The 20,688-nt window shown below is 66.1% G+C and carries 19 protein-coding genes; 4 read left to right on the top strand and 15 right to left on the bottom strand.

Going from position 1 to position 20,688, the window contains the following annotated elements:
• Positions 1-7: 7 nt before the first annotated feature.
• The 3 genes from CAF78_RS23110 to CAF78_RS23100 form a co-directional block, all read right to left on the bottom strand.
• Positions 8-1,333 (bottom strand): HAMP domain-containing sensor histidine kinase, encoded by a 1,326-nt coding sequence (locus CAF78_RS23110; protein ID WP_085677404.1) that lies wholly within the window; start codon positions 1,331-1,333, stop codon positions 8-10.
• The gene (locus CAF78_RS23105) at positions 1,330-2,070 is read right to left on the bottom strand and encodes a response regulator (protein WP_085677403.1); all 741 of its coding nucleotides are present in this window, start codon (positions 2,068-2,070) and stop codon (positions 1,330-1,332) included. The genes CAF78_RS23110 and CAF78_RS23105 overlap by 4 nt, the downstream gene beginning before the upstream one ends.
• A 92-nt stretch (positions 2,071-2,162) precedes the next feature.
• Positions 2,163-2,579, bottom strand: coding sequence for an Ohr family peroxiredoxin (locus CAF78_RS23100; protein WP_085677402.1), 417 nt, complete (start codon positions 2,577-2,579; stop codon positions 2,163-2,165).
• A 198-nt stretch (positions 2,580-2,777) separates the two neighbouring features.
• Here CAF78_RS23100 and CAF78_RS23095 point away from each other — a divergent pair, with 198 nt between their 5' ends.
• Complete coding sequence (locus CAF78_RS23095) at positions 2,778-3,551, top strand: creatininase family protein (protein WP_085677401.1); 774 nt, start codon at positions 2,778-2,780, stop codon at positions 3,549-3,551.
• Here CAF78_RS23095 and CAF78_RS23090 read toward each other — a convergent pair.
• Positions 3,524-5,377 (bottom strand): ABC transporter ATP-binding protein, encoded by a 1,854-nt coding sequence (locus tag CAF78_RS23090; protein ID WP_085677400.1) that lies wholly within the window; start codon positions 5,375-5,377, stop codon positions 3,524-3,526. The genes CAF78_RS23095 and CAF78_RS23090 overlap by 28 nt on opposite strands.
• Before the next feature lie 557 nt (positions 5,378-5,934).
• Between CAF78_RS23090 and CAF78_RS23085 the strand changes: the two genes are divergently transcribed.
• Complete coding sequence (locus CAF78_RS23085) at positions 5,935-7,776, top strand: potassium transporter Kup (RefSeq protein WP_143515098.1); 1,842 nt, start codon at positions 5,935-5,937, stop codon at positions 7,774-7,776.
• A gap of 9 nt (positions 7,777-7,785) precedes the next feature.
• On the opposite strand, the gene CAF78_RS23080 is transcribed toward CAF78_RS23085, so the two are convergent.
• The 5 genes from CAF78_RS23080 to CAF78_RS23060 all read right to left on the bottom strand — a co-directional run bounded on the left by CAF78_RS23080 (position 7,786) and on the right by CAF78_RS23060 (position 13,746).
• Positions 7,786-8,745 carry an isopenicillin N synthase family oxygenase gene (locus CAF78_RS23080; protein ID WP_085677398.1) on the bottom strand — a complete coding sequence of 320 codons (960 nt, stop codon included), beginning with the start codon at positions 8,743-8,745 and terminating at the stop codon, positions 7,786-7,788.
• A gap of 219 nt (positions 8,746-8,964) precedes the next feature.
• Entirely contained in the window at positions 8,965-10,053 is a 1,089-nt protein-coding gene (locus tag CAF78_RS23075; RefSeq protein WP_085677397.1) for a BMP family ABC transporter substrate-binding protein, read from the bottom strand.
• A 53-nt stretch (positions 10,054-10,106) separates the two neighbouring features.
• Positions 10,107-11,033, bottom strand: a complete 927-nt coding sequence (locus CAF78_RS23070) for an ABC transporter permease (RefSeq protein WP_085677426.1) — start codon at positions 11,031-11,033, stop codon at positions 10,107-10,109.
• A gap of 58 nt (positions 11,034-11,091) precedes the next feature.
• Complete coding sequence (locus tag CAF78_RS23065; RefSeq protein WP_085677396.1) at positions 11,092-12,192, bottom strand: ABC transporter permease; 1,101 nt, start codon at positions 12,190-12,192, stop codon at positions 11,092-11,094.
• 12 nt (positions 12,193-12,204) lie between these two features.
• Positions 12,205-13,746 carry an ABC transporter ATP-binding protein gene (locus CAF78_RS23060; protein ID WP_085677425.1) on the bottom strand — a complete coding sequence of 514 codons (1,542 nt, stop codon included), beginning with the start codon at positions 13,744-13,746 and terminating at the stop codon, positions 12,205-12,207.
• 251 nt (positions 13,747-13,997) lie between these two features.
• Between CAF78_RS23060 and CAF78_RS23055 the strand changes: the two genes are divergently transcribed.
• On the top strand, positions 13,998-14,258 hold the full coding sequence (locus tag CAF78_RS23055; RefSeq protein WP_085677395.1) for a hypothetical protein: 261 nt from the start codon (positions 13,998-14,000) through the stop codon (positions 14,256-14,258).
• Between the two features lie 44 nt (positions 14,259-14,302).
• On the opposite strand, the gene CAF78_RS23050 is transcribed toward CAF78_RS23055, so the two are convergent.
• Positions 14,303-14,587 carry a hypothetical protein gene (locus tag CAF78_RS23050; protein WP_085677394.1) on the bottom strand — a complete coding sequence of 95 codons (285 nt, stop codon included), beginning with the start codon at positions 14,585-14,587 and terminating at the stop codon, positions 14,303-14,305.
• A gap of 267 nt (positions 14,588-14,854) precedes the next feature.
• Between CAF78_RS23050 and CAF78_RS23045 the strand changes: the two genes are divergently transcribed.
• Positions 14,855-15,268: an OsmC family protein gene (locus CAF78_RS23045; RefSeq protein WP_085677393.1), complete on the top strand. Its 414-nt coding sequence runs from the start codon at positions 14,855-14,857 to the stop codon at positions 15,266-15,268.
• Here CAF78_RS23045 and CAF78_RS23040 read toward each other — a convergent pair.
• The 5 genes from CAF78_RS23040 to CAF78_RS23020 are packed head-to-tail and all read right to left on the bottom strand — an operon-like array spanning position 15,265 to position 20,676.
• The gene (locus CAF78_RS23040) at positions 15,265-15,636 is read right to left on the bottom strand and encodes a RidA family protein (protein ID WP_085677392.1); all 372 of its coding nucleotides are present in this window, start codon (positions 15,634-15,636) and stop codon (positions 15,265-15,267) included. The genes CAF78_RS23045 and CAF78_RS23040 overlap by 4 nt on opposite strands.
• Before the next feature lie 28 nt (positions 15,637-15,664).
• Entirely contained in the window at positions 15,665-16,360 is a 696-nt protein-coding gene (locus CAF78_RS23035) for a DUF3726 domain-containing protein (protein WP_085677391.1), read from the bottom strand.
• Between the two features lie 2 nt (positions 16,361-16,362).
• Positions 16,363-18,057, bottom strand: coding sequence for a hypothetical protein (locus tag CAF78_RS23030; RefSeq protein WP_085677390.1), 1,695 nt, complete (start codon positions 18,055-18,057; stop codon positions 16,363-16,365).
• Positions 18,058-18,083: 26 nt separating this feature from the next.
• Positions 18,084-19,634 carry a BCCT family transporter gene (locus CAF78_RS23025; protein WP_085677389.1) on the bottom strand — a complete coding sequence of 517 codons (1,551 nt, stop codon included), beginning with the start codon at positions 19,632-19,634 and terminating at the stop codon, positions 18,084-18,086.
• 55 nt (positions 19,635-19,689) lie between these two features.
• Positions 19,690-20,676 (bottom strand): dipeptidase, encoded by a 987-nt coding sequence (locus CAF78_RS23020; RefSeq protein ID WP_085677388.1) that lies wholly within the window; start codon positions 20,674-20,676, stop codon positions 19,690-19,692.
• Positions 20,677-20,688: the final 12 nt, after the last annotated feature.

Below are 20,688 nucleotides of genomic sequence, written 5' to 3'. Positions count from 1 at the left end.
GCGGCCATCAGTTGCCGACCGGCTCGGTGACCGGCGCGGGGAGTGTCAGTTGCGCACACAGCCCGCCGCCCTCGCGGTTGTGCAACACCAGCGCGCCCTGCAGCGACAGCGCCAGCTGCTGGGAAATCGCCAGGCCCAGCCCGGTGCCACCAGTGTCGCGGTTGCGCGAGCTCTCCAGGCGATAGAAAGGCTTGAGCACTTCGGCCAGCAGGTCGTCAGGGATCCCCGGGCCACGGTCGAGAACGTGAATGGCCAGCTGCCCGCGGCTTGGCCTGAACACCGCGATCTCGACGTCCTCGGCATATTTCAGGGCGTTGTCCACCAGGTTCACCAGCAACCGGCGCAGGGCATGGGGGCGGGTTTCGAGGACGGCGTCGCCGGCCATCTCCAGGCGCACCGGCTTGCCGGTATCCAGGTAGTCGAATACCAGGCTTTGCAGAAACGCCTGCACATCGATGCGCCGGCTGACTTCGGTCGCGCTGTCCATGCTGCGGGCATACGCCACGCCTTCCTGGACCAGGTGCTGCATCTCGCTCAGGTCGTTCCACAGCTTGTCCTTTTCCAGCGAGTCTTCCATCAGTTCGGCACGCAGCTTCATGCGGGTGATCGGCGTTTGCAGGTCGTGGGAGATGGCCGCCAGCAGTTGCATGCGCTCTTTCACATGGGCGGCGATGCGTGCCTGCAGGGTGTTGAAGGCCACGGCAGCGTAGGCCACCTCCACCGGGCCGGACTCATCCAGGCGCGTGCCACCGCCGTTGGGGTCCAGGGTGTCGACAGCCCTGGACAGGTGCGTCAATGGGCGTATCGCCGTGCGCACCGCCAGCCAGGTACACCCCAGCAGCAGCAACAGCTGGCCGACCAGCACCAGCGGCAGCCACGGCGAAAGCGGCGAGATGGAAGGGCGCACATCGATGGTCAGCGGGCTGCCGTCGTGCAGGCGAAAGTGCGCCTGGTAGTGCGGGCGCAGGTCCGCCAGCTGGGTGTAGTGCAAACTGTACTCGCGGCCCAGGGTCGCTTCCATGGAGCGCACGAACTCGGGCGGCGCGGCCATGTCCAGCGGCGTGCCGGGCAGCCCTTCATCCAGCTGGTAGCGGTAGTTGGGGTGCACGAAGCGCGGCAGCCAGGCCTTGCGCTCCTCGGCGGGCAGGCGTTCGAGTACCGCCACCGTGGTGCTCAGGTCCTGTTCCAGGTTGCCCAGCATCAGGGTCTTGGCGCTCTGGTAGCGTTCGTAGAACTGCAGGCCGAAGGACAGGCCGTGGGCGATCACCAGGCTGACCAGGAAGATCAGCGACAGCCGGGAGGCCAGGGTGCGTGGCCAGCGTGCAGGTTTCATGCGGGTTCCCCGAGGATCTGTACGGCGTAGGCGAACACATAGCCTTCGCTGCGCACGGTCTTCACGTAGGCGGGGTCGCGGGCGTCATCGCCCAGGCGTTGGCGCAAACGGCTGACCAGCAGGTCGATCGAGCGGTCGAACAGGTCGGCGTCACGGCCCTGGGTCAGGTTGAGCAACTGGTCGCGGCTGAGCACCCGCTGCGGGTGGTCGACGAACACCCGCAGCAGGCGGTATTCCGCACCGCTCAAGGCGACGACGGTGTCTTCGCTGTCGAGCAGGTGGCGGGCGGTGGTGTCCAGCCGCCAGCTGCCAAACGCCAGCAACCGCCCGGCCTCGCTGACGACCAGGTTGGGCGGCAGCATGCGCGTGCGGCGCAGCACCGCATTGATCCGCGCCAGCAATTCACGGGCGGCAAACGGCTTGACCAGGTAATCGTCCGCGCCCATCTCCAGGCCGACGATGCGGTCGGCCTCTTCATTGCGTGCGGTGAGCATCAGCACCGGCGTGGTCTTGTGCTTGCCGGCGCGCAGCTCGCGGCACAGCAGCAGGCCGTCGTCGCCGGGCATCATGATGTCCAGCACGATCAGGTCGACACGGTTGGACTCGAGGAAACTGCGCATCTGCCTGCCGTCGGCCATGACGGTGGCGCGCAGGCCATTCTTGCGCAGGTAGTTGCCCACCAGCTCCCTGATCTCGCGATCGTCGTCGACGATCAGGACGTGATCCACGTGCTCCATCTGCCCCACCTCATGCGTCTTGCACCTTGAAGCGCACTCTTGTAACGGTTGCCTGCCAGGCGCGCCATTGCATCAAGGTGTCGGTGCCGGGCTCAGGCTACGCTGAGCGTCACGGCAATGTTGCCGCGGGTAGCCTTGGAGTAGGGGCAGTTGTGCTGGGCGGCCTGCACCAGCACTTCGGCAACCTCCGGCGAGATGTCCGGCAGCGTCACGGTGAAGTGCGCGCGCAGGAAGAACCCCTGCTCGGCGTGCAGCAGCTCGACCTGGGCGTCGACGGCGGCGGCTTCCGGGAAGGCGAGCTTGCGGGCGTTGCAGGCGTGGCGCAGGGCGCTGAGGAACGAGGCGGACCAGCTGACGGCGAACAGTTGCTCGGGGTTGCTGCCGTTGGCCGGCACGCCGGGCGGTGACAGTTTAAGTTGCAGCCGCCCGTCATCGCTGCAGCCGACACCGTCGCGGCCACCGCGGGTATGGGTGCGTGCGCTGTACAGGAGTTTTTCGACACTCGGCATGGGTAATTCTCGTGATCCGTGCTCTGGCCTCCAGCGTGCGGCGCCGGGCGGTGGACTGCCCGTTATCTGCTGTTAGCTGTTATTAGCCGCGGCCACTGCGGGGCAGCATCGATACCTTCGTATCCTGTTGGCCGGGGCCGGTGGGTGCTATCACTGCCCTGGTGTTACCGGTCAGCCACCTACCGAGAGGGAACCACGATGCTTCTACATCAATCGACCTGGGTTGAAACCGAACGATTCCTCCAGCGCAGCCGCACCATCGTCATCCCGATCGGCTCCAACGAGCAGCACGGGCCGACGGGGTTGTTGGGCACCGACTGGATGTGCCCGCAGATCATCGCCTTCGAGGCGCAGAAAACCGCCGATATCCTCATCGCGCCGACCTTCAACATCGGCATGGCCCAGCACCACCTTGGCTTCCCCGGCACGATCTCGCTCAGGCCATCGACCTTCATGGCCGCGATCACCGACTGGATTCGTTCGCTGGCGGTGCATGGCTTCGAGAAGATCCTGTTTCTCAACGGCCATGGCGGCAACGTGGCCTCGATCGAGGCGGCATTCTCGGAGATCTACGCCGAAGCCAGTTTCGCCCGTCGCCCGGCGGGGTTTGCCTTGAAGCTGTGCAACTGGTGGGACCTGGAAGGCGTCGACGCGCTGGCCAAGGAACAGTTCCCGACAGGGCACGGCATCCATGCCACGCCCTCGGAAATTGCCGTGACCCAGTGGGCCTATCCGGATTGCATCAAGAGCGCCGACTATGCACCGCCGATCGCCAACTGGGGCCCCATCCGCGAGGCCTTGGATTTTCGCGCGCGCCACCCGGACGGGCGGATGGGCTCCGACCCGGGCCAGGCTTCGCCGGAGAAGGGCGAGGCACTGGTCCGGCTGGCGGCGCAAGGGCTGGTGAAGGCCGTGGATGCGTTCAGCAGCGAAAGCAGACCGGGCTACTCCAGCGCCTCGGCCACCCCCTGATCCTCACCCAGGAAGCCACCGCTCTGGTGCTGCCAAAGCCGCGCATAGGTGCCGTTCTTCGCCAGCAGTTCGTTATGGGTACCTTGCTCGATGATGCGCCCCTCATCCATCACGATCAGCCGGTCCATGGCGGCGATGGTGGACAGCCGGTGGGCGATGGCGATCACCGTCTTGCCCTGCATCATCTCGTCGAGGCTCTCCTGGATGGCCACCTCGACTTCCGAGTCCAGGGCACTGGTGGCTTCGTCCAGCAGCAGGATCGGGGCGTTCTTGAGCATCACCCGGGCGATGGCGATGCGTTGCCGCTGGCCGCCTGAAAGCTTGATGCCGCGTTCGCCCACCAGGGTGTCGTAGCCGCTGTGGCCGTCACGGTCGCTGAGCTGGCGGATGAAGCCATCGGCCTGGGCGTTGACGGCGGCGCGCTGGATCTGCGCCTCGCTGGCCTCGGGGCGGCCGTAGGCGATGTTGTCGCGGATCGAGCGGTGCAGCAGCGAGGTGTCCTGGGTGACCATGCCGATGGCGCTGCGCAGGCTGTCCTGGGTGACGCGGGCGATGTTCTGCCCGTCGATGCGGATCTCGCCGCGGTCCACGTCATAGAAGCGCAGCAGCAGGTTGATCAGCGTCGACTTGCCGGCACCGGAGCGGCCCACCAGGCCGACCTTTTCGCCAGGATGGATGCTCAGGCTCAGGCCATCGAGCACCTGGCGCTCGCCGTTGTAGTTGAAGCTGACATTGTCGAAGGTCACCGCGCCACCGCGGGTTTCCAGCACGCCGGCATCCGGCGCGTCCTGCACCTTGGGCCCGCGGGTGAGGGTGGCCATGCCGTCCTGCACGGTGCCGATGTTCTCGAACAGCGAGGTCATCTGCCACATGATCCAGTGCGACATGCCGTTGATGCGCAGGGCCATGGCCGTGATCGCGGCCACCGCGCCGGTACCGACCTGGCCCTGGTGCCACAGCCACAGGGCGTAGCCGCCGGCGCCGAAAATCAGCCCGACCACCAGTGCCTGGTTGACGATTTCGAACTGGCTGACCAGGCGCATCTGGCGAAAGCCGGTCTGCTTGAAGTCTTCCATCGCCGCCCGGGCGAAATGCGCCTCGCGCCTGGAGTGGGAAAACAGCTTCACGGTGGTGATGTTGGTGTAGGCGTCGGAAACGCGCCCGGTCATCGACGAGCGCGCATGGGCCTGTTCCTGGCCGACCTTGCCCAGGCGCGGCACGAAATACAGCATGGCCAGGCCGAACAGCGCGAGCCAGGCAATGAACGGCAGCATCAGCTTGGCGGCAAAACCACCGGCCAGGGCGATGATGGCGATGAAGTACACACCGATGCCCGGCACGATCTCGATCACCGTGAACAGCACTTCACGCACGGCCAGCGCGGTCTGCATCACCTTGGTGGTGACCCGGCCGGAAAACTCGTCGGAGAAGAACGACAGGCTCTGGCGCAGCATCAGCCGGTGGAAGTCCCAGCGCAGGCGCAGTGGCAGGTTGATCGCCAGCACCTGGTGCTGCATCAGCGTGCGCAAGGCCACCAGCACGATGCTGGCGATCAGCAGCAGGCCGACGCCCCACAGCACACGGCTTTCTTCTGCGCTCACGCCACCGCCGGCCTGCCAGTGGGAGAGCAGGTCCACCACCTGGCCGAGGAAGGAAAACAGCCAGGCTTCGTAGATCGACACACCGGCACTGAACAGCGCCAGCGCCAGGATGTAGCCGCGGGCACCGCGGGTGCAGGCCCACAGAAAACGCAGCAGGCCGACCGGGGGTGGCGGTACCTCGTCCGGCGGGAAAGGGTCGAGCCAGCGTTCAAAGGCGCGAAACATGGGGGTCTCCGGGGTTTGCTCGGTAGCGACAACCATACAGGTTGTCGTGGGATTGCGTGAAGGCTCCCAAGTGCCTGTCGGGAGATTTGCAGCGCCTGTGAGATCGAGCGCCGCCCGCGCGGCGCATCGCGAGCTGCGCTCGCTCCTACGTTTGTTTCTGGCCAGTAACGCCTGTGACAGGCGCGCGCGACCGCCTGGTTTGTACGACTCGATATCGAGTCAGGCGCCAAGGCGTTCGCGCGCATATCCCGCAGGAATAATTGGCCCGAAACAAACGTAGGAGCGAGCGCAGCTCGCGATGCGCCGCGCGGGCGGCGCTCGATCTCATGGCCGCTGAACCTCTCAAGGCGAACACCCCTGAAACCCAACCGCCCCCAACACATCCCCCTGATTTTTTACGCTCTTTTTACGACAGCCCCGACGGCCTGCAGGGATACTGACCGCGCGATGCTCAGGGATGGCATGCATTTCCAACCGCCAGTCCAGAGAAGCCTTTCGTGAGCCAGTCCGCCGTCGCAGCAAACCCACCCCAACCCAGCAAATCTTCCGCCGTCGGCATGCTCGTCGCCGCTGTTGGCGTGGTCTATGGCGACATCGGCACCAGCCCGTTGTACACCCTCAAGGAAGTGTTCGCCGGGCACTACGGCGTGCAGGCCAACAGCGCCGGTGTGCTCGGCGTGCTGTCGTTGGTGTTCTGGTCACTGCTGTGGGTGGTGTCGCTCAAGTATGTGCTGTTCATCCTGCGCGCCGACAACCAGGGCGAAGGCGGCATCATGGCCCTGACGGCACTGGCGCACCGCGCGGCGGCACCCTGCAAGCGGCTGGGCAGGGGGCTGGTGCTGCTCGGCCTGTTCGGCGCCGCGCTGTTCTATGGCGACAGCATGATCACCCCGGCCATCTCGGTGTTGTCGGCCGTGGAGGGCTTGCAACTGGCGTTCGACGGCATCGAGCATTGGATCGTGCCGCTGGCGGTGGTGGTGCTGGTGGCACTGTTCCTGATCCAGAAACACGGCACCGCGCGCATCGGCATTCTGTTCGGGCCGATCATGGTGTTGTGGTTCGTGGTGCTCGGCGCGCTGGGCGTGCACGGCATCGTCCAGCGCCCGGAGGTGCTGCAGGCGCTCAGCCCGGTGTGGGCGGTGAGGTTCTTCATCCTGCATCCGGGCATGGGCGTGGCCATTCTCGGCGCCGTGGTGCTGGCGCTGACCGGTGCCGAAGCGCTGTACGCCGACATGGGCCACTTCGGCCGCAAGCCGATTGCCCGGGCCTGGTTCCTGCTGGTGCTGCCGGGGCTGGTGCTTAACTACTTCGGCCAAGGGGCGCTGATCCTCGGCAACCCGGAGGCGGTGCGCAACCCCTTCTACCTGCTGGCGCCCGACTGGGCCCTGCTGCCGATGGTCGGGCTGGCCACGCTGGCCACCATCATCGCCTCCCAGGCGGTGATTTCCGGGGCGTTTTCCATGACCCGCCAGGCCATCCAGCTGGGCTATGTGCCGCGCATGTTCATCCAGCACACCTCCAGCGAGGAGCAGGGGCAGATCTATGTGGGCATGGTCAACTGGGCGCTGATGGTCGGCGTGGTGCTGCTGGTGGTCGGCTTCGAGTCGTCCGGGGCACTGGCGGCGGCCTATGGCGTGGCGGTGACCGGCACCATGCTGATCACCACGCTGCTGGCCTCGGCGGTGGTGCTGCTGCTGTGGAAGGCGCCACGCTGGCTGGCGGTGCCGATGTTGCTGGCCTTGCTGCTGGTCGACAGCCTGTACTTTGCCGCCAACGCCCCGAAGATTTTCCAGGGCGGTGCCTTCCCGGTCATCGCCGGCGTGGCGCTGTTCGTGCTGATGACCACCTGGAAGCGCGGGCGCAAGATCATCGTCGAGCGGCTGGACGAGCATTCGCTGCCGCTGGAGCTGTTCATCGCCAGCCTGCAGGCGCAGCCGCCGCACCGCGTCAGCGGCACGGCCGTGTTCCTCTCCGCCCGCCCCGAGGCGGTGCCCCACGCCTTGCTGCACAACCTGCTGCACAACCAGGTGCTGCATGAGCAGGTGGTGCTGCTCACCGTGGTGTTCGAGGACGAGCCACGGGTCAGTGCCGGCAAGCGTTTCGAGGTCGAGGCCTTCGGCGCCGGGTTTTACCGTGTGAGCCTGCACTTCGGCTTCATGGAAGAGCCCAACGTGCCGCTGGCCCTGAGCCGTTACCCCAATACCGATCTTGCGTTCGGGCCGATGCGCACCACCTACTTCCTCAGCCGCGAGACGGTGATCGCCGGCAAGCAGAAGGGCATGGCCCGCTGGCGCGAGCACCTGTTCGCCTTCCTGCTGAAGAACGCCAACAGCAACCTCAAGTACTTTCAGTTGCCGCTGAACCGGGTGATCGAACTGGGGACCCAGGTCGAGATGTAAGCGCTGGGTTCACACCGCTTCACGGCGATAGGCATAGGTCTCGGCAAAGCGCGACAGCATGTAGGCGCTGCACGACACCGGCGGGTACTTGGCCGGGTTGTCGCTGCCGGAGCAGTTGGGCAGGCAGCTGATCTCGGTGTCTGGGTGCGGTTCGGCGAAGAACGGCATCGAGTAGCGGTCCACCCCCAGCGGGCTGATCACCCGGTGTGGCGTGGAGGTGTAACGGTCGTTGCTCCAGCGCGCCATCATGTCGCCGATGTTGACCACATAGGTGCCTTCGATGGGCGGCGCGTCGATCCACTGGCCGTCGCGGCTGCGCACTTGCAGGCCGCCGGCGTTGTCCTGATACAGCAGGGTGATGCAGCCGTAGTCGGTGTGCGCGCCGGCGCCTTGCTGGTCGGCGCTGCTGGCGGCCTGGCGGGGTGGGTAGTGGATCATGCGCAACACGCTGATCGGCTCGGCGAAACGCTGGTCGAAAAAGTCCGGCTCGATGCCCAGTGCCTCGGCCATGGCCCGCAGCAGGGTCAGGGACAGCGCGTGCATGTCCTGATAATGCTGTTGCAGCAACGCTTCCCAGCCGGCGATGGCCGGGTGGCGATTGGGGCCGCGCAGCGGTTTGCCGGCGAGTACGTCGGGGTGCTCGGCGCTCATGTGGAAACCCATGTCGAAGGTTTCCTTCAGGTCGCTTGGCCGGTTCGGGTCGAGCTGCTCGGTGGCGATGGCGCCATAGCCGCGGTGGTGGGCGCTGCGGGTGATGTCGATACGCAGCTTTTCCTCGGCCGGGCGGGCGAAGAAGTCTTCGGCGGCAGCTTTCAGTGCAGCGATGCGCGCGGCCGGAATCGGGTGCCCCTTGATGTAGTAGAAGCCCCATTGCCGGCAGGCGGCGTCGATCTGCCGGGCCACGGCCTGGCGGGCAGCGGGGTCGTGCTGGTACAGCGGGGTGATGTCGATGATGGGCAGTGTATTCATCAGGGCTCCGGATTACGGGCTGTTGGCAAGGTCTCTGTATGTGGAGGCCTTGCGGTAGCAACTGTCGTGCTCACTTTCTGAAAGCTGGCGCGAACCCTTGTGGGAGCGGGCTTGCCCGCGAACACCGGCGAAGCCGGTGCCAGGCACCTCAGCGCTTGCTTCGCGGGCAAGCCCGCTCCCACAGGTACAGTGCAGGTCTCAGGTTGCTGTACTGCCTGTTTACTTGGGCAGCTGTGCGGTGATGCCTTTGACGTAGTAGTTCATCCCCGCCAGTTCGGCATTGCTGGCCACCGCGCCTTCAGCAATCTTCACCTCCCCAGCCTGGTCGAGGATCGGCCCGGTGAACGGGTGGAACGAGCCGTCCTTGATGCTCGCGATGATCTGCTCGGCGCCGCTTTTCACGTCGGCCGGTACCAGGTCGCTGATCGGCAGCTGGACGGTGCCGTCGGCCAGGCCGCCCCAGTAGTCCTGGGGCTTCCACTGACCGTCCATGACCGCCTGGGCGCTCTTGATGTAATGCGGGCCCCAGTTGTTGACGATGGACGTGAGCACCGCCTTGGGCCCGAAATGGGCCATGTCCGAGGCGTAGCCCACCGCGTAGATGCCGCGGCGTTCGGCGGTCTGGATCGGCGCCGGGCTGTCGGTGTGCTGGAACAGCACGTCGACGCCCTGGTCGATCAGCGCATTGGCGGCGTCCGCTTCCTTGCCCGGGTCGAACCACGAGTTGACCCACACCACCTTGATCTCGGTGCCGGGGTTGTACTTGTCCAGCGCCAGCTGGATGGCGTTGATGTCACGCAGCACCTCCGGGATGGGGAAGGACGCGACGTAGCCGACTTTCTTGCTCTTGGTCATCTTCGCGGCGAGGTAGCCGCCAACGTAGCGGCCTTCATAGGAGGTTGCCAGGTAGGTGCCGAGGTTCTTGTCCTGTTTGTAGCCGGTGGCGTGTTCGAAGGTGACCTTGGGGAATTGCTTGGCGACCTTGGCGGTAGGGTTCATGTAGCCGAACGAGGTGGCGAACACCAGGTCGTAGCCACCCTTGGCCATGTTGCGGATGACCCGCTCGGCGTCGGCGCCTTCCGGTACGTTCTCGACGAAGCTGGTCTGGACCTTGTCGCCGAACTGCTTGATCAGCGCCTGGCGGCCCTGCTCGTGCTGGTAGGTCCAGCCGTGGTCGCCGATCGGGCCGATGTAGACGAAGCCGACTTTCAGCGGGTCGGCGGCGGCGCTGACGGCGCAGAGCGCCGTGCCGAGGCCGATAGCGGCGGCCAGGGTACGCAACAGCCGGGTGCTTTTTTTCAGATGCATCGAGGGTTCACTCCTGTGGGGCTTGTGTCGTTTTGTTGTTTGCCGGGGCCTCATCAGCGCCCCGCTTTCCAGGGCTGGCCCAGCGAAACCGGGGCGTACAGCCGGGTCTTGAACGCGTTGCGCGAGAGCACCACCAGCACCAGGATGGTCGCCACGTACGGCAACATCGCCAGCAGGTTGGCCGGGAAGCTCACGCCAATGCCCTGGGCCACCAGGTGCAGGATGCTGGCCAGGCCGAACAGGTAGGCGCCGAGCAGCACCCGCAGCACCCGCCAGCTGGCGAACACCACCAGCGCCAGGGCGATCCAGCCGCGGCCGGCGGTCATGTTCTCTGCCCACATCGGCGTGTAGGCCAGCGACAGGTAGGCACCGGCCAGGCCGGCCATGGCGCCACCGAACAGCACCGCCAGCGTGCGCACGCGCAGCACCGGCAGGCCCATGGCGCTGGCGGCGTCGGGGTTTTCGCCAACGGCTTGGAGGATCAGGCCGGTGCGGCTTTTCAGCAGCACCCAGGCGACCAGCAGGAACAGGGCGAAGGACAGGTAGACCAGCAGGTCCTGGTTGAACAGCATGTGGCCGATGATCGGCAGCTCGGCCAGCAGCGGAACCGGCAGGGCTTCGAAACCGCTCAGCGGCTTGCCGACCCAGGCGCTGCCGACGAACGCCGACAGGCCGACGCCGAAGATGGTCAGGGCCAGGCCGGTCGCCACCTGGTTGGCCTGGCAGCCCAGGGCAACCACGGCGAACAGCGCGGCCAGCAGCATGCCGGCCAGGCAGGCCATCAGCACGCCGAGCCACAGGCTGCCGGTGGCGAAGGCGGTGATGAAGCCCACCACCGCGCCGAACAGCATCATGCCTTCCTGGCCGAGGTTGAGCACGCCGCTCTTCTCGCACACCAGTTCGCCCAGGGCCACCAGCAGCAGCGGGGTACCGCAGCGCACCATGGCGTAGAGGATGTTGCCAAGCAGATCGATATCCATCGTCGAAGCCTCAGCCTGCGCGCCCATGGCGCCAGGCACATGTCAGGGGCAGGGGAGGTCAGGCACTGGCCGCTTCGGCCACCGGCGTGCGGCGCCGCCAGTTCAGCGTGAGCCGCGGCCGGTAGAGGATCAGCACGTCGCAGGCGAGCAGGTAGAACAGCATCATTCCCTGGAACAGCCCGGTCAGTGCCTGCGGCAGATTGAGGCTCATCTGCGCGTTCTCGCCGCCCAGGTAGAGCAGCGCCATGAGCAGGCCGGCAACCAGAATGCCCAGCGGGTTGAGCCGGCCGAGAAAGGCCACGGTGATCGCCGCATAGCCGTAGCCCGGCGATACCTGCGGCACCAGCTGGCCGATCGGCCCGCTGACTTCGCTGACCCCGGCCAGGCCCGCCAGGCCGCCGCTGATCAGCAACGCCAGCCACACCAGGCGCTTTTCGCGAAAGCCGACGAAGCCGGCGGCGCGCTGGTCGAGGCCGAGCACCTTGATCTGGAAACCCAGGAAGCTCTTGTGCAGCAGCACCCACACCGCCACCAGTGCCAGCAGCACGAAGTACAGGCCGACATGCAGGCGGCCATCCTCGAACAGGGCCGGCAGGCGGCTGGCATCGCCGAACATCGCCGATTGCGGGAAGCTGAAGCCCTCTGGGTCCTTGAGCGGGCCGTGCACGCAGTACAGCAGCAGGTTCAGGGCGATGTAGTTGAGCATGATGGTGGTGAGGATTTCGTTGGCATTGAAGTGCGTGCGCAGCCACGCCGCCAGCGCCCCCCACAAGGCGCCGGCAAGGCTGCCGGCCAGCAGCACCCAGAGCAGTGCCCAGCGGCTCTGCCAGTCGATGAGGTGGATGGCCAGGGCGCTGCCGGCCAGTGCACCGATCAGCAGCTGGCCTTCGGCGCCGATGTTCCAGATGCGCGCCTGGTAGGCCACTGCCAGGCCCAGGGCGCAAAGCAGGATCGGCAGCGCCTTGAGCAGCAGTTCGCTGACGCCGTAGAGGTCGCTGACCGGTTCGATCAGCAAGGTGTGCAAGGTCACAAACGGGTCATGCCCCAGGGCGCTGAACAGGATCGCGCCGCTGACCAGGGTCAGCAGGCCGGCAAGCAGTGGCGACAGCACCCGCATGGCGCGTGACTGCTGGGTACGGGGTTCGAGGGATAGCAACATGGCGGGCTCTCGTCAGATGGCGGCGTGCGCGGTGTCGAACTGGCCGGCCATCCAGCTGCCGACCTCCACGCTGTGGGTGTCGGCGGTGGCCTTGAGCGGTGACAGGCGCCCGCTGCACAGGGCGCCGATGCGGTCGCTGATCTGCAACAGCTCATCGAGGTCTTCGGAAATCACCAGGATCGCCGCGCCGGCATCGCGCAGGGCGATCAGTGCGCGGTGGATCGCCGCGCCAGCCCCGACATCGACGCCCCAGGTCGGGTGGGCGGCAATCAGCAGCTTGGGGTTCTGCAGGATTTCCCGGCCAAGGATGAACTTCTGCAGGTTGCCGCCCGACAGGCTGCGCGCCGTGGCCTGCGCGCCCGGGGCCTTGACCGCGAAGCGCTGGATGATCTGTTCGGCCAGCGCCAGCACCTTGCCCGAGCGGATCAGGCCGCGCTCGACCAGGCCTTGCTGGAAGGCGGTGAGCAGGGCGTTGTCGGCCAGGCTCAGGTCCGGCACGGCGCCATGGCCCAGGCGCTCTGCCGGGACGAACGCCAGGCCCAGGGCGCGACGGGCATCCGGATGCAGGTTGGCCATGGGCTGGTTGTCGAGGCTGATGCGCTCACGCTCGCTGGGGGGCAGGCGTGTCTCGCCACTGAGCAGCGCCAGCAACTCGTCCTGGCCGTTGCCGGCGACCCCGGCGATGCCGACGATTTCGCCGCTGCGCACTTCCAGGCGCAGGTGCTCGAAGGAGGTGCCGAACGGGTCCTGGTTGCGCCAGCTCAAGTCGTCCACGCGCAGCCGCGGCAAGCCGCCTGCGCGCTTCGGGTAGCGGGCCTCGAGCCCCTCGGCATCGCCAACCATCAGCCGCGCCAGCTGCAGGTCGCTGCATTCGGCCGGCACGCAGGCGCCGGCAACCCGGCCGGCGCGCAGCACGGTGGCGCTGTGGCAGAGGGCGCGCACCTCATTGAGCTTGTGGCTGATGAACAGGATGCTGCAGCCCTCATCCGCCAACGTGCGCAGGGTGACGAACAGTTGCTCGACTTCCTGGGGCGTCAGCACCGAGGTGGGTTCATCAAGGATCAGCAGTTTGATGTCCTGCATCAGGCAGCGCACGATCTCCACCCGCTGGCGCTCGCCAATTGACAGGCTGTGTACCAGGCGTTCCGGCTCCAGCGCCATGCCATAGCGCTGCGACACGTCGCGAATGCGCGGCGCCAGCTGCTGGGGTGAGCCCGCCTCGCGGCCCAGCGCCAGGGCGATGTTCTGCGCCACGGTCAGGGTCTCGAACAGGGAAAAGTGCTGGAACACCATGCCGATCCCCAAGCCGCGGGCCTGGGCCGGATCCGCCACCTGCACCGGGCGGCCTTGCCACAGCAGCTGGCCGGCATCCGGCCGGGTGACGCCGTAGATGATCTTCATCAGGGTGCTCTTGCCCGCGCCGTTCTCGCCAAGCAGCGCATGGATCTCACCGGGGGCGATGCGCAGGTCGACGCGGTCGTTGGCCAGTGTGCCCGGGTAGCGCTTGGTGATGGCGCGCAGCTCGAGGCGCAGGGGCGTAGGGGATTCGGACATGGGCTGCTCGAAGTGGATGATCGTGAGCAGCTTGCAAAGCAAAAACATGGCCAAGTGGTCAGATTCCCGTTCGGCGGCCGTTGCAGACGGGGTTGTGGCCGATCAGGGCAGCGCGTGTGGCGGGTGCAGGGCGAGGCGGGGTGGTTGGTTTTGGGGCGCAGGGGGCGCCAAAGTGGGGCGAAATTCAATCATGAGCCACCTTGATGCTTTTACATATTGCGACTAATACTAAATAGCTGCCAAGAAGAGGGATGGTCATGCAGACGCGCTTCGTTGTAGTTCCCGCTCTACCCCCGGAAAAAGACTACCTGCCCAGGCGCGCAGGCTTCCCCAATGCATTGGGCAAGGGCTACGACCTCTATGACACGCTCGACAAGCTCAGGGTGACCTTGAATTTCGCCACCCGCGCCGAGGCCGACTATGCCTGTGCCTGCCGCAATGGTTCGCTGGGCGCGGGTGACGAAGAAAATGCTTCGGGTGGGCATGCGGGGTGGTGTAACGCGCAGACGTGATGCACCAGAGCGGGCGTTGCCGCCCCGGTGCAAGCCGTCATTTATCAACGATCCTTGTCTTTCTGCTGGGTGCCGCCGTGGGAGGATTGCCCGCCCATGCGCCCGCTGTCTGCAGGGTTCTGCTTGCCGCCAGCCTGGCCGCCCTGGTGCCCGGTATCCCTGGACTTCTCCCAGTCCTTGTTCATCTTGTCTTCAGGTTTTTGCCCGGACTGCTGGCCGCCTTTCTGGGTATCGGCCATGCCGCCCTGGCTGCCTTTGCCGCCAGCATCACCCGGATTGGCCTGGTTGCTGCCGCCTTGATTTCTATCCTTGTCTTGATTGTTAGCCATGATCGCTTACCTCAAGTCAAACACAGGAAGTTCTGTGTTTACGTGTGACTGGCGAAGGTTGCGGCGCTCTGCAAAATCTTTCAGCTATTCGGACGAGTTGCTTTAACCAACCCCGGCCCAACCATTAGCGGGTGAAAACCTGGTGCAGGGTGAAGGAGGGCCCGCGTTCACCAGACAGAACGCCAAGGTGCAAATCCGTCATCTACTGCCAATTGCCCTGTGCTTCTATCATTGCGGCATCAGGACAATCACACATCAGGAGTTTCCATGGCAGAGCGAGCAATCCGCGCCTCCTTCGCAGGCGTGGCCTACCAGGTGAGCATCACCAATGGCCAGCACCAGTGGGCCAGCGACGTCGCTGAACAGGCAGGTGGCGGTGATGTCGGACCGTCGCCCCACGAGCTGCTGCTCTCGTCCCTTGGGGCATGTACCTCCATCACCGTCGCCATGTACGCCCAGCGCAAGGAGATGCCGCTGGACGCCATCGACGTGGACATCTCCATCGAGCAGGAGCAGCTGGGGCGTGAGCCGAGGCTGCAGATCGCACGCGAAATCCACCTGCGCGGGGCGCTGAGCGACGAGCAACGCACGCGTTTGCTGGAGGTCGCCAACGCCTGCCCCATTCACAAGGTGTTGAGCGGCGAGATCATCATTGCCAGCAAACTGGTCACGCCCACCTAAAGGCAGGCGTACACCACCAGTTCCACCAGCATTTCTTCCCGGGCCAACCCCGCCACCACGACCGCAGCGCGGTTAGGGTACGGTGCCTGGAAATACTCGGCATACACGCTGTTGACGACGGCCAGGTAGCTGCGGTCGGTGACGTAGATCAGCACCTGGGTCACGGTATCCAGCGAACTGCCGGCGGCCTCCAGGGTGTGGCGCAGGTTGTCCAGGGTCTGGCGGGTTTGCGCTTCGATGCCGCCGGCGACCACCTGGCCCTGGGCATCGATGGGGATCTGCGCGGTGTAAAGCGTGCCGTTGCCGACCACGGCCCACTCCAGCGGCGCCTTGGAGGCGTAAAGCTCGGTCTTGATTGCCTGTTTCATGGCGAGGGTTCCTGGTGGTAGGCGAGGGTCAGTCGGCATCGCTGCCGCCGCCTGCGCCATGGCGGCGGGAGGCTTCGGTGCTTTCGACGAGGATCTGCTCGGACAACTGCTTGAGCCGCTGCCAGGTGCCTGCGTCGACCGTGAAGCCCTGGTTCGCTGTGCGCGGCATGGCGCCCGCTGCCGGCAGGGCGTAGGCCGGCCGGGTGAACAGCACCGTGATGCCTTGCTCGAATGCCTCGACGGCGCCGGGCTGGGCCTCACTGCGCAGCACAGGGCAGCGCTCGCCTGCGGTGAAGTCGGCCAGGTGGCGCTGGCGGGCGTCCTCCCAGCGGGCCTGCACGTGCAGCCCGCGTTCAGCGGCCTTGCTCAGGTAGCCCAGCAGCAACAGGCGGTTGTGGCAGTGATGGATCCGCAACTGCGCCTGGCCACGGTGCAGTGCCTTGTCCAGGGCCAGTTCCACTGCCGTCGCGGCGCAGCGCAGCACGCTCTGGCCGTGGGCGTCGATCACCAGCGAGGTGCTGTCGTCGTCGGTCAGGGTGAATGGCTGAGTGGCTTCACCTTGCAGAAAGTCCAGCGCCTGGGCCAGCGCGCCGATGCCGTCCAGCCCTTGCAGGTGCAGCCAGCCCACCAGTTCGGCCGCGTCCTCGCAGTCGCCCGGGGCAAAGCCCATGCCTTCGAACGCCTTGCGGCACATCACCTGGATTTCATTGAGCGATACGCGCATGGTCACAGTGCCCCCTGCGGCATGACCGCGAAGTTCCAGTCGTCTTCGAATGGCTGGCCAATGTCGCTCACCAGGGGCGCGCCCTGGAACAAGGTGATGCGCACCCAGCGGCTCGACTTGGGGTCGAACTTGCCCGCGCCGAAGAACGCCAGTTTGCAGCGCAGCAGGTGGATCGGCAGCATGTCGCGGTCCAGCAGGTTGGCGCGGATTTCCCCATAGGTGCTGTGCGCCATGCCTTGCAGGCGGCGCACCGTGCCTTTGAGCGCAGGCGCGGCAATCAGCAGGTGCGCGGTCAGGGCCTGAGGGTGTGCCTGCAGGTGCTCGCGCACGGCACGGTGGCAGCGCTGGATGTTGCGGGCGATGCCCAGTTGCATTTCCTTTTCTGCGCCCGGCTCCTCGGCGCGCATGCCCAGGCGCGGCTCCTCTTTCTCGGCCGAGCGGTACCAGAAGAAGTGCTCGGCCTCGACGTTGCCGAAGTCGTAGGCCAAGGCCCAGCCATACTGCTGTTCGATGAGTTCGCGCAGCTGCCTGAGCGGCATCTGCGCGTTCAGCGGCCAGCCTTCGCTGGCCCCCATCTGCTCGGCCAGCGGCGTGGTGAGCTCGGGGTACAGCTCCAGCAGCAGGCTCACCAGCAGTTCCTGCAAGCCTGGCCCGGCGTGGGCTTCGCTCCAGGCCAGCAGCCGTGCCCAGAGGTCATCGGCAGCGGGCTGGCCAGCGAGCCAGTCGGCCAGCACAGCGAGTTCGGCCAGGGTTTGCCGGTTCTGTTGCTGTTGGCGCAGGTCTTCGGTCTGGGTCTGGCGCAGGTGCAGGCCGGCCCGCGCCAGCAGCGCGTGCAGGCGTAACAGCCGGGCGGGCTCGGCCGGTTGCGCCAGGGCCTGGCCCAGCGCGGTTTCGCGCATGTGGATCCAGCGTTCCACCAGCTGCGGGTGGTTGATCAGGAAGGGCGCCATGCCCAGCCCGGTCGCGTTGCCGACCCCCAGGTAACGTTGCAGCGCCGGGGCCAGCGGCACGGCCCGTTGTGGGGCGAGGGCGCGGGCCATGTGTTCGATCTGCTCGATGCTGAAGTGGCGCAGCAGGTAGACGGTGAACATCTGCGCGCTGAACGGCTGGTTGAAGTCCGGGTTGTCCTGCAGGCAGCCGAAGTCGGCGATGCCGAACTTGCCGTTGCCGTACACCGCCGTGGTGCGGTAGAGGTAACCGACCTCGGCCAGTTGGCGCGGGTCTGGCTGTTGCCCTTCGGCCAGCGCCGCCAGGAAGCGGTCGAAGTTGCGCAGGCTGCGGTTGGCCCGGGACAGCACCAGCACGCGGGCATCGAAGCGCCCAGCCTCCTGCAGCGGCACATTGCGCTGCAGGTCGGCCAGTTGCGTTGCGTCGACGTCGCCGGCGACCAGCACGAAAGTGACGTCCCACTGGTCGGCGATCACCCGGTCACTGCGTTTTTCCGGTGGCAGGTAGGCCGAGAACAGCACGCAGTGGTAATGCCCATGGGGCGTGTCGATGCGGTAGATGGCAGTGCCAAAGCCTTGCGCATCGAGGTCGAAGCGGCTGCGCTGGATCTGCCAGCGCTGGTTCATCATCCGCCGCATGCTGCTGCGCACGAAGCTCAGCGGGCTCTGGAAGTGGCTGCCCAGCCGGGCCAGGTCCATGACCTGGCTGGCAGGGCGCAGCGCCGGTGTTGCAGGTAGGCTGTTGGACATTGTTGTCATACCTGGATGGATCATGTTCAGACGCCTTGTTCGCGGGCCATGTGCCGGGCGATGCGCACCGCATCCCACAGCGCCGGCAGGATCACCAGCGACACCGGCACCGCAGTGATGACGATGAAGGACTGCAGGGCCGTCACGCCACCCGCGCCGATGGTGATCAGCACCACCGCCGCCAGGCCCATGCCGATGGCCCAGAAGCCACACAGCCATTTCTTCGGTTTATCGTTGCTGGACATCGCCAGCGCCACGGTGAAGGCCATGGCATCGCCATTGGTCGCCACCGAAATGAAGCTCAGGAACAGGAACAGCGCACTGATCAGGCCGCCCAGCGGCAGGTTCTGCGTCACCCCCAGCAGCAGGTCCTCGGGCTGGGCGCCATGGGCGGTGACGATGCCTGGCGTTTGCAGCTCCAGGCCGATGCCGGTGCCGCCGACCACGGTGAACCAGAACATGGTCACCAGCGGTGCGATGATCGACAGCGTCATGATGATCTCGCGAATGGTGCGGCCCCGCGAGATCCGCGCGACGTACAGCGCCACCATGGGGGCGTAGCCGATGAACCAGCCCCAGTAGAACACCGTCCACCAGTCCAGCCACTTGGGGTCGGCACGGAACATCGTCATCGGGATGAAATGCTCGATGTGCAGGGCGAAGGCAGCCGGGAAACCGCCGAGGATGAACAGCGTCGGGCCGAACACCACCATGAACAGCGCCAGGCCGATCATCAGCCAGACGTTGATCTCGCTGACGAAGCGGATGCCCTTGAGCCCCACCAGGCAGGACACGGTGTACATCGCCGTGACCAGCACGATGGTCAGCGACTGGGTGACGATGTCGTTGGGCAGGCCCCACACCGCATGCACGGCGCTGCTGATCTGCAGGCCGAGGAAACCGATCGGGCCGATGGTGCCGGCGACCACGGCGATGATCGACGTGGCGTCGGCCAGGGTGCCGATCGGGCCCTTCAGCGCACGCTCGCCAAACAGCGGGTAGAGCAGGGTGCGCGGCGCCAGCGGCAGGCCCTTGTCGTAGTGCAGGTGCATCAGCACGATGGCCAGCAGGCTGCCCAGCACGGCCCAGGCCAGAAAGCCCCAGTGCACGAAGGCTTGCGCCAGTGCCGCGGTGGCCGCTGCCTCGCTGTGCGGTTGCAGGCCGGCGAACAGCGGCGGCGGGCTGGCAAAGTGCATCAGCGGTTCGGCCGCGGCCCAGAAGGCGCCGCCACCGGCCAGCAAGGCGCACATGATCACCGCGATCCAGTTGAAGGTGCTGATGTCCGGGCGCTGGGTCACGCCGCCCAGGCGCACGCGCCCGCAGCGGGAAAAGCCGATGGCCAGGCTGACCGCGAAGGTCGCCAGCATCAGCACCTGCCAGTACAGGCCAAAGGCCTTGGTCGACCAGGCGAACAGGGTATTGACCAGCGCCGACACGGTGTCGATGTCGATCAGCGCGGCCAGCAGGAAGGCGCCGAGGAAGCCGCCGCTGATCAGGAACAGCGGCCAGTCGATGTCCCGCGTCAGCGGCAGGCCCACGGCCTGGCCTTCTGCCTGCAGGGTGGTTGGGTTTTTCATGAAGCCTCCGGAACCTGCGATTGTTGTTATTGTTGATGCTGTCCGTGCAAAGGGCTCAGGCCTGCGCCGTGGTGGCGGTCTCCAGCAGGCGCAACCAGTTCAGCCCCATGATCCTGGCCACATCGTCCTCGGCAAAGCCGCGGGCACGCAGGCCCTGGGCGATGTTGCAAAAGTCGCGGCTGTCGCGGAACCACTGCAACGGTGCCGGCCAGTTGGCGTTGTCCTTGGAGCCTTCGCCGTAGTCCTTGTCCTTGCTCCAGCGGCCATTGCGCATCCATTCGAGCACCGCCAGCGGTTGTGCCTGGCACAGGTCGGTGCCGATGCCGATATGCTCCACGCCCATCAGGTCGGCGGTGCGCGCGACCATGTCGCAGAAGCTTTCCAGGCTGCAGTCCGACGCGCCCTTGAGGTGGAACGGGTAGGTGCTGAAACCCAGCAGCCCACCGGTCTCGGCGATGCCGCGCAGCACGGCATCGGACTTGTTGCGTTTGGCGGCGTGGAAGCTCGCCGGGTTGGCGTGGGAGATGATCACCGGCCGGCTCGACAGCTCGATGGCTTCCAGCGTGCTGCGTTCGGCGCTGTGGGACATGTCGATGAGCATGCCGACCCGGTTCATTTCGGCGATCACCTGGCGGCCGAAGCGGCTGATGCCGTTGTCCTCGCGCTCGTAGCAGCCGCTGGCCAGTAGGCTCTGGTTGTTGTAGGTGAGCTGCATGACGAACACCCCGAGCTGGCGGAATACCTCCACCAGGGCAATGTCGTCCTCGATCGGCGAGCAGTTCTGGAAGCCGAAGAAGATCCCCACCCGGCCTTCGGCGTGGGCCAGGCGAATGTCGCCGGCCGTGCGCACCGGGCGGATCAGCTCGGGCCAGGTTTCGAAGCGGCGGTTCCACTCACCCAGGCGCGACAAGGTCTCGCGGGCGTTCTCGTGGTAGGCGATGGTGGCGTGCACCGCGCTCAGGCCACCGGCCTGCATCTGCTGGAATATTTCCGGGCTCCAGTTGGAATACTGCAGGCCGTCGATCATCAAGAGGTCGTGCATGGCGCGTATTCC

The organism is Pseudomonas sp. R28(2017) (genome assembly GCF_002112505.1).
In the GTDB taxonomy this organism is placed as follows: domain Bacteria; phylum Pseudomonadota; class Gammaproteobacteria; order Pseudomonadales; family Pseudomonadaceae; genus Aquipseudomonas.
This window is presented reverse-complemented; position numbering and strand designations above follow the sequence as displayed.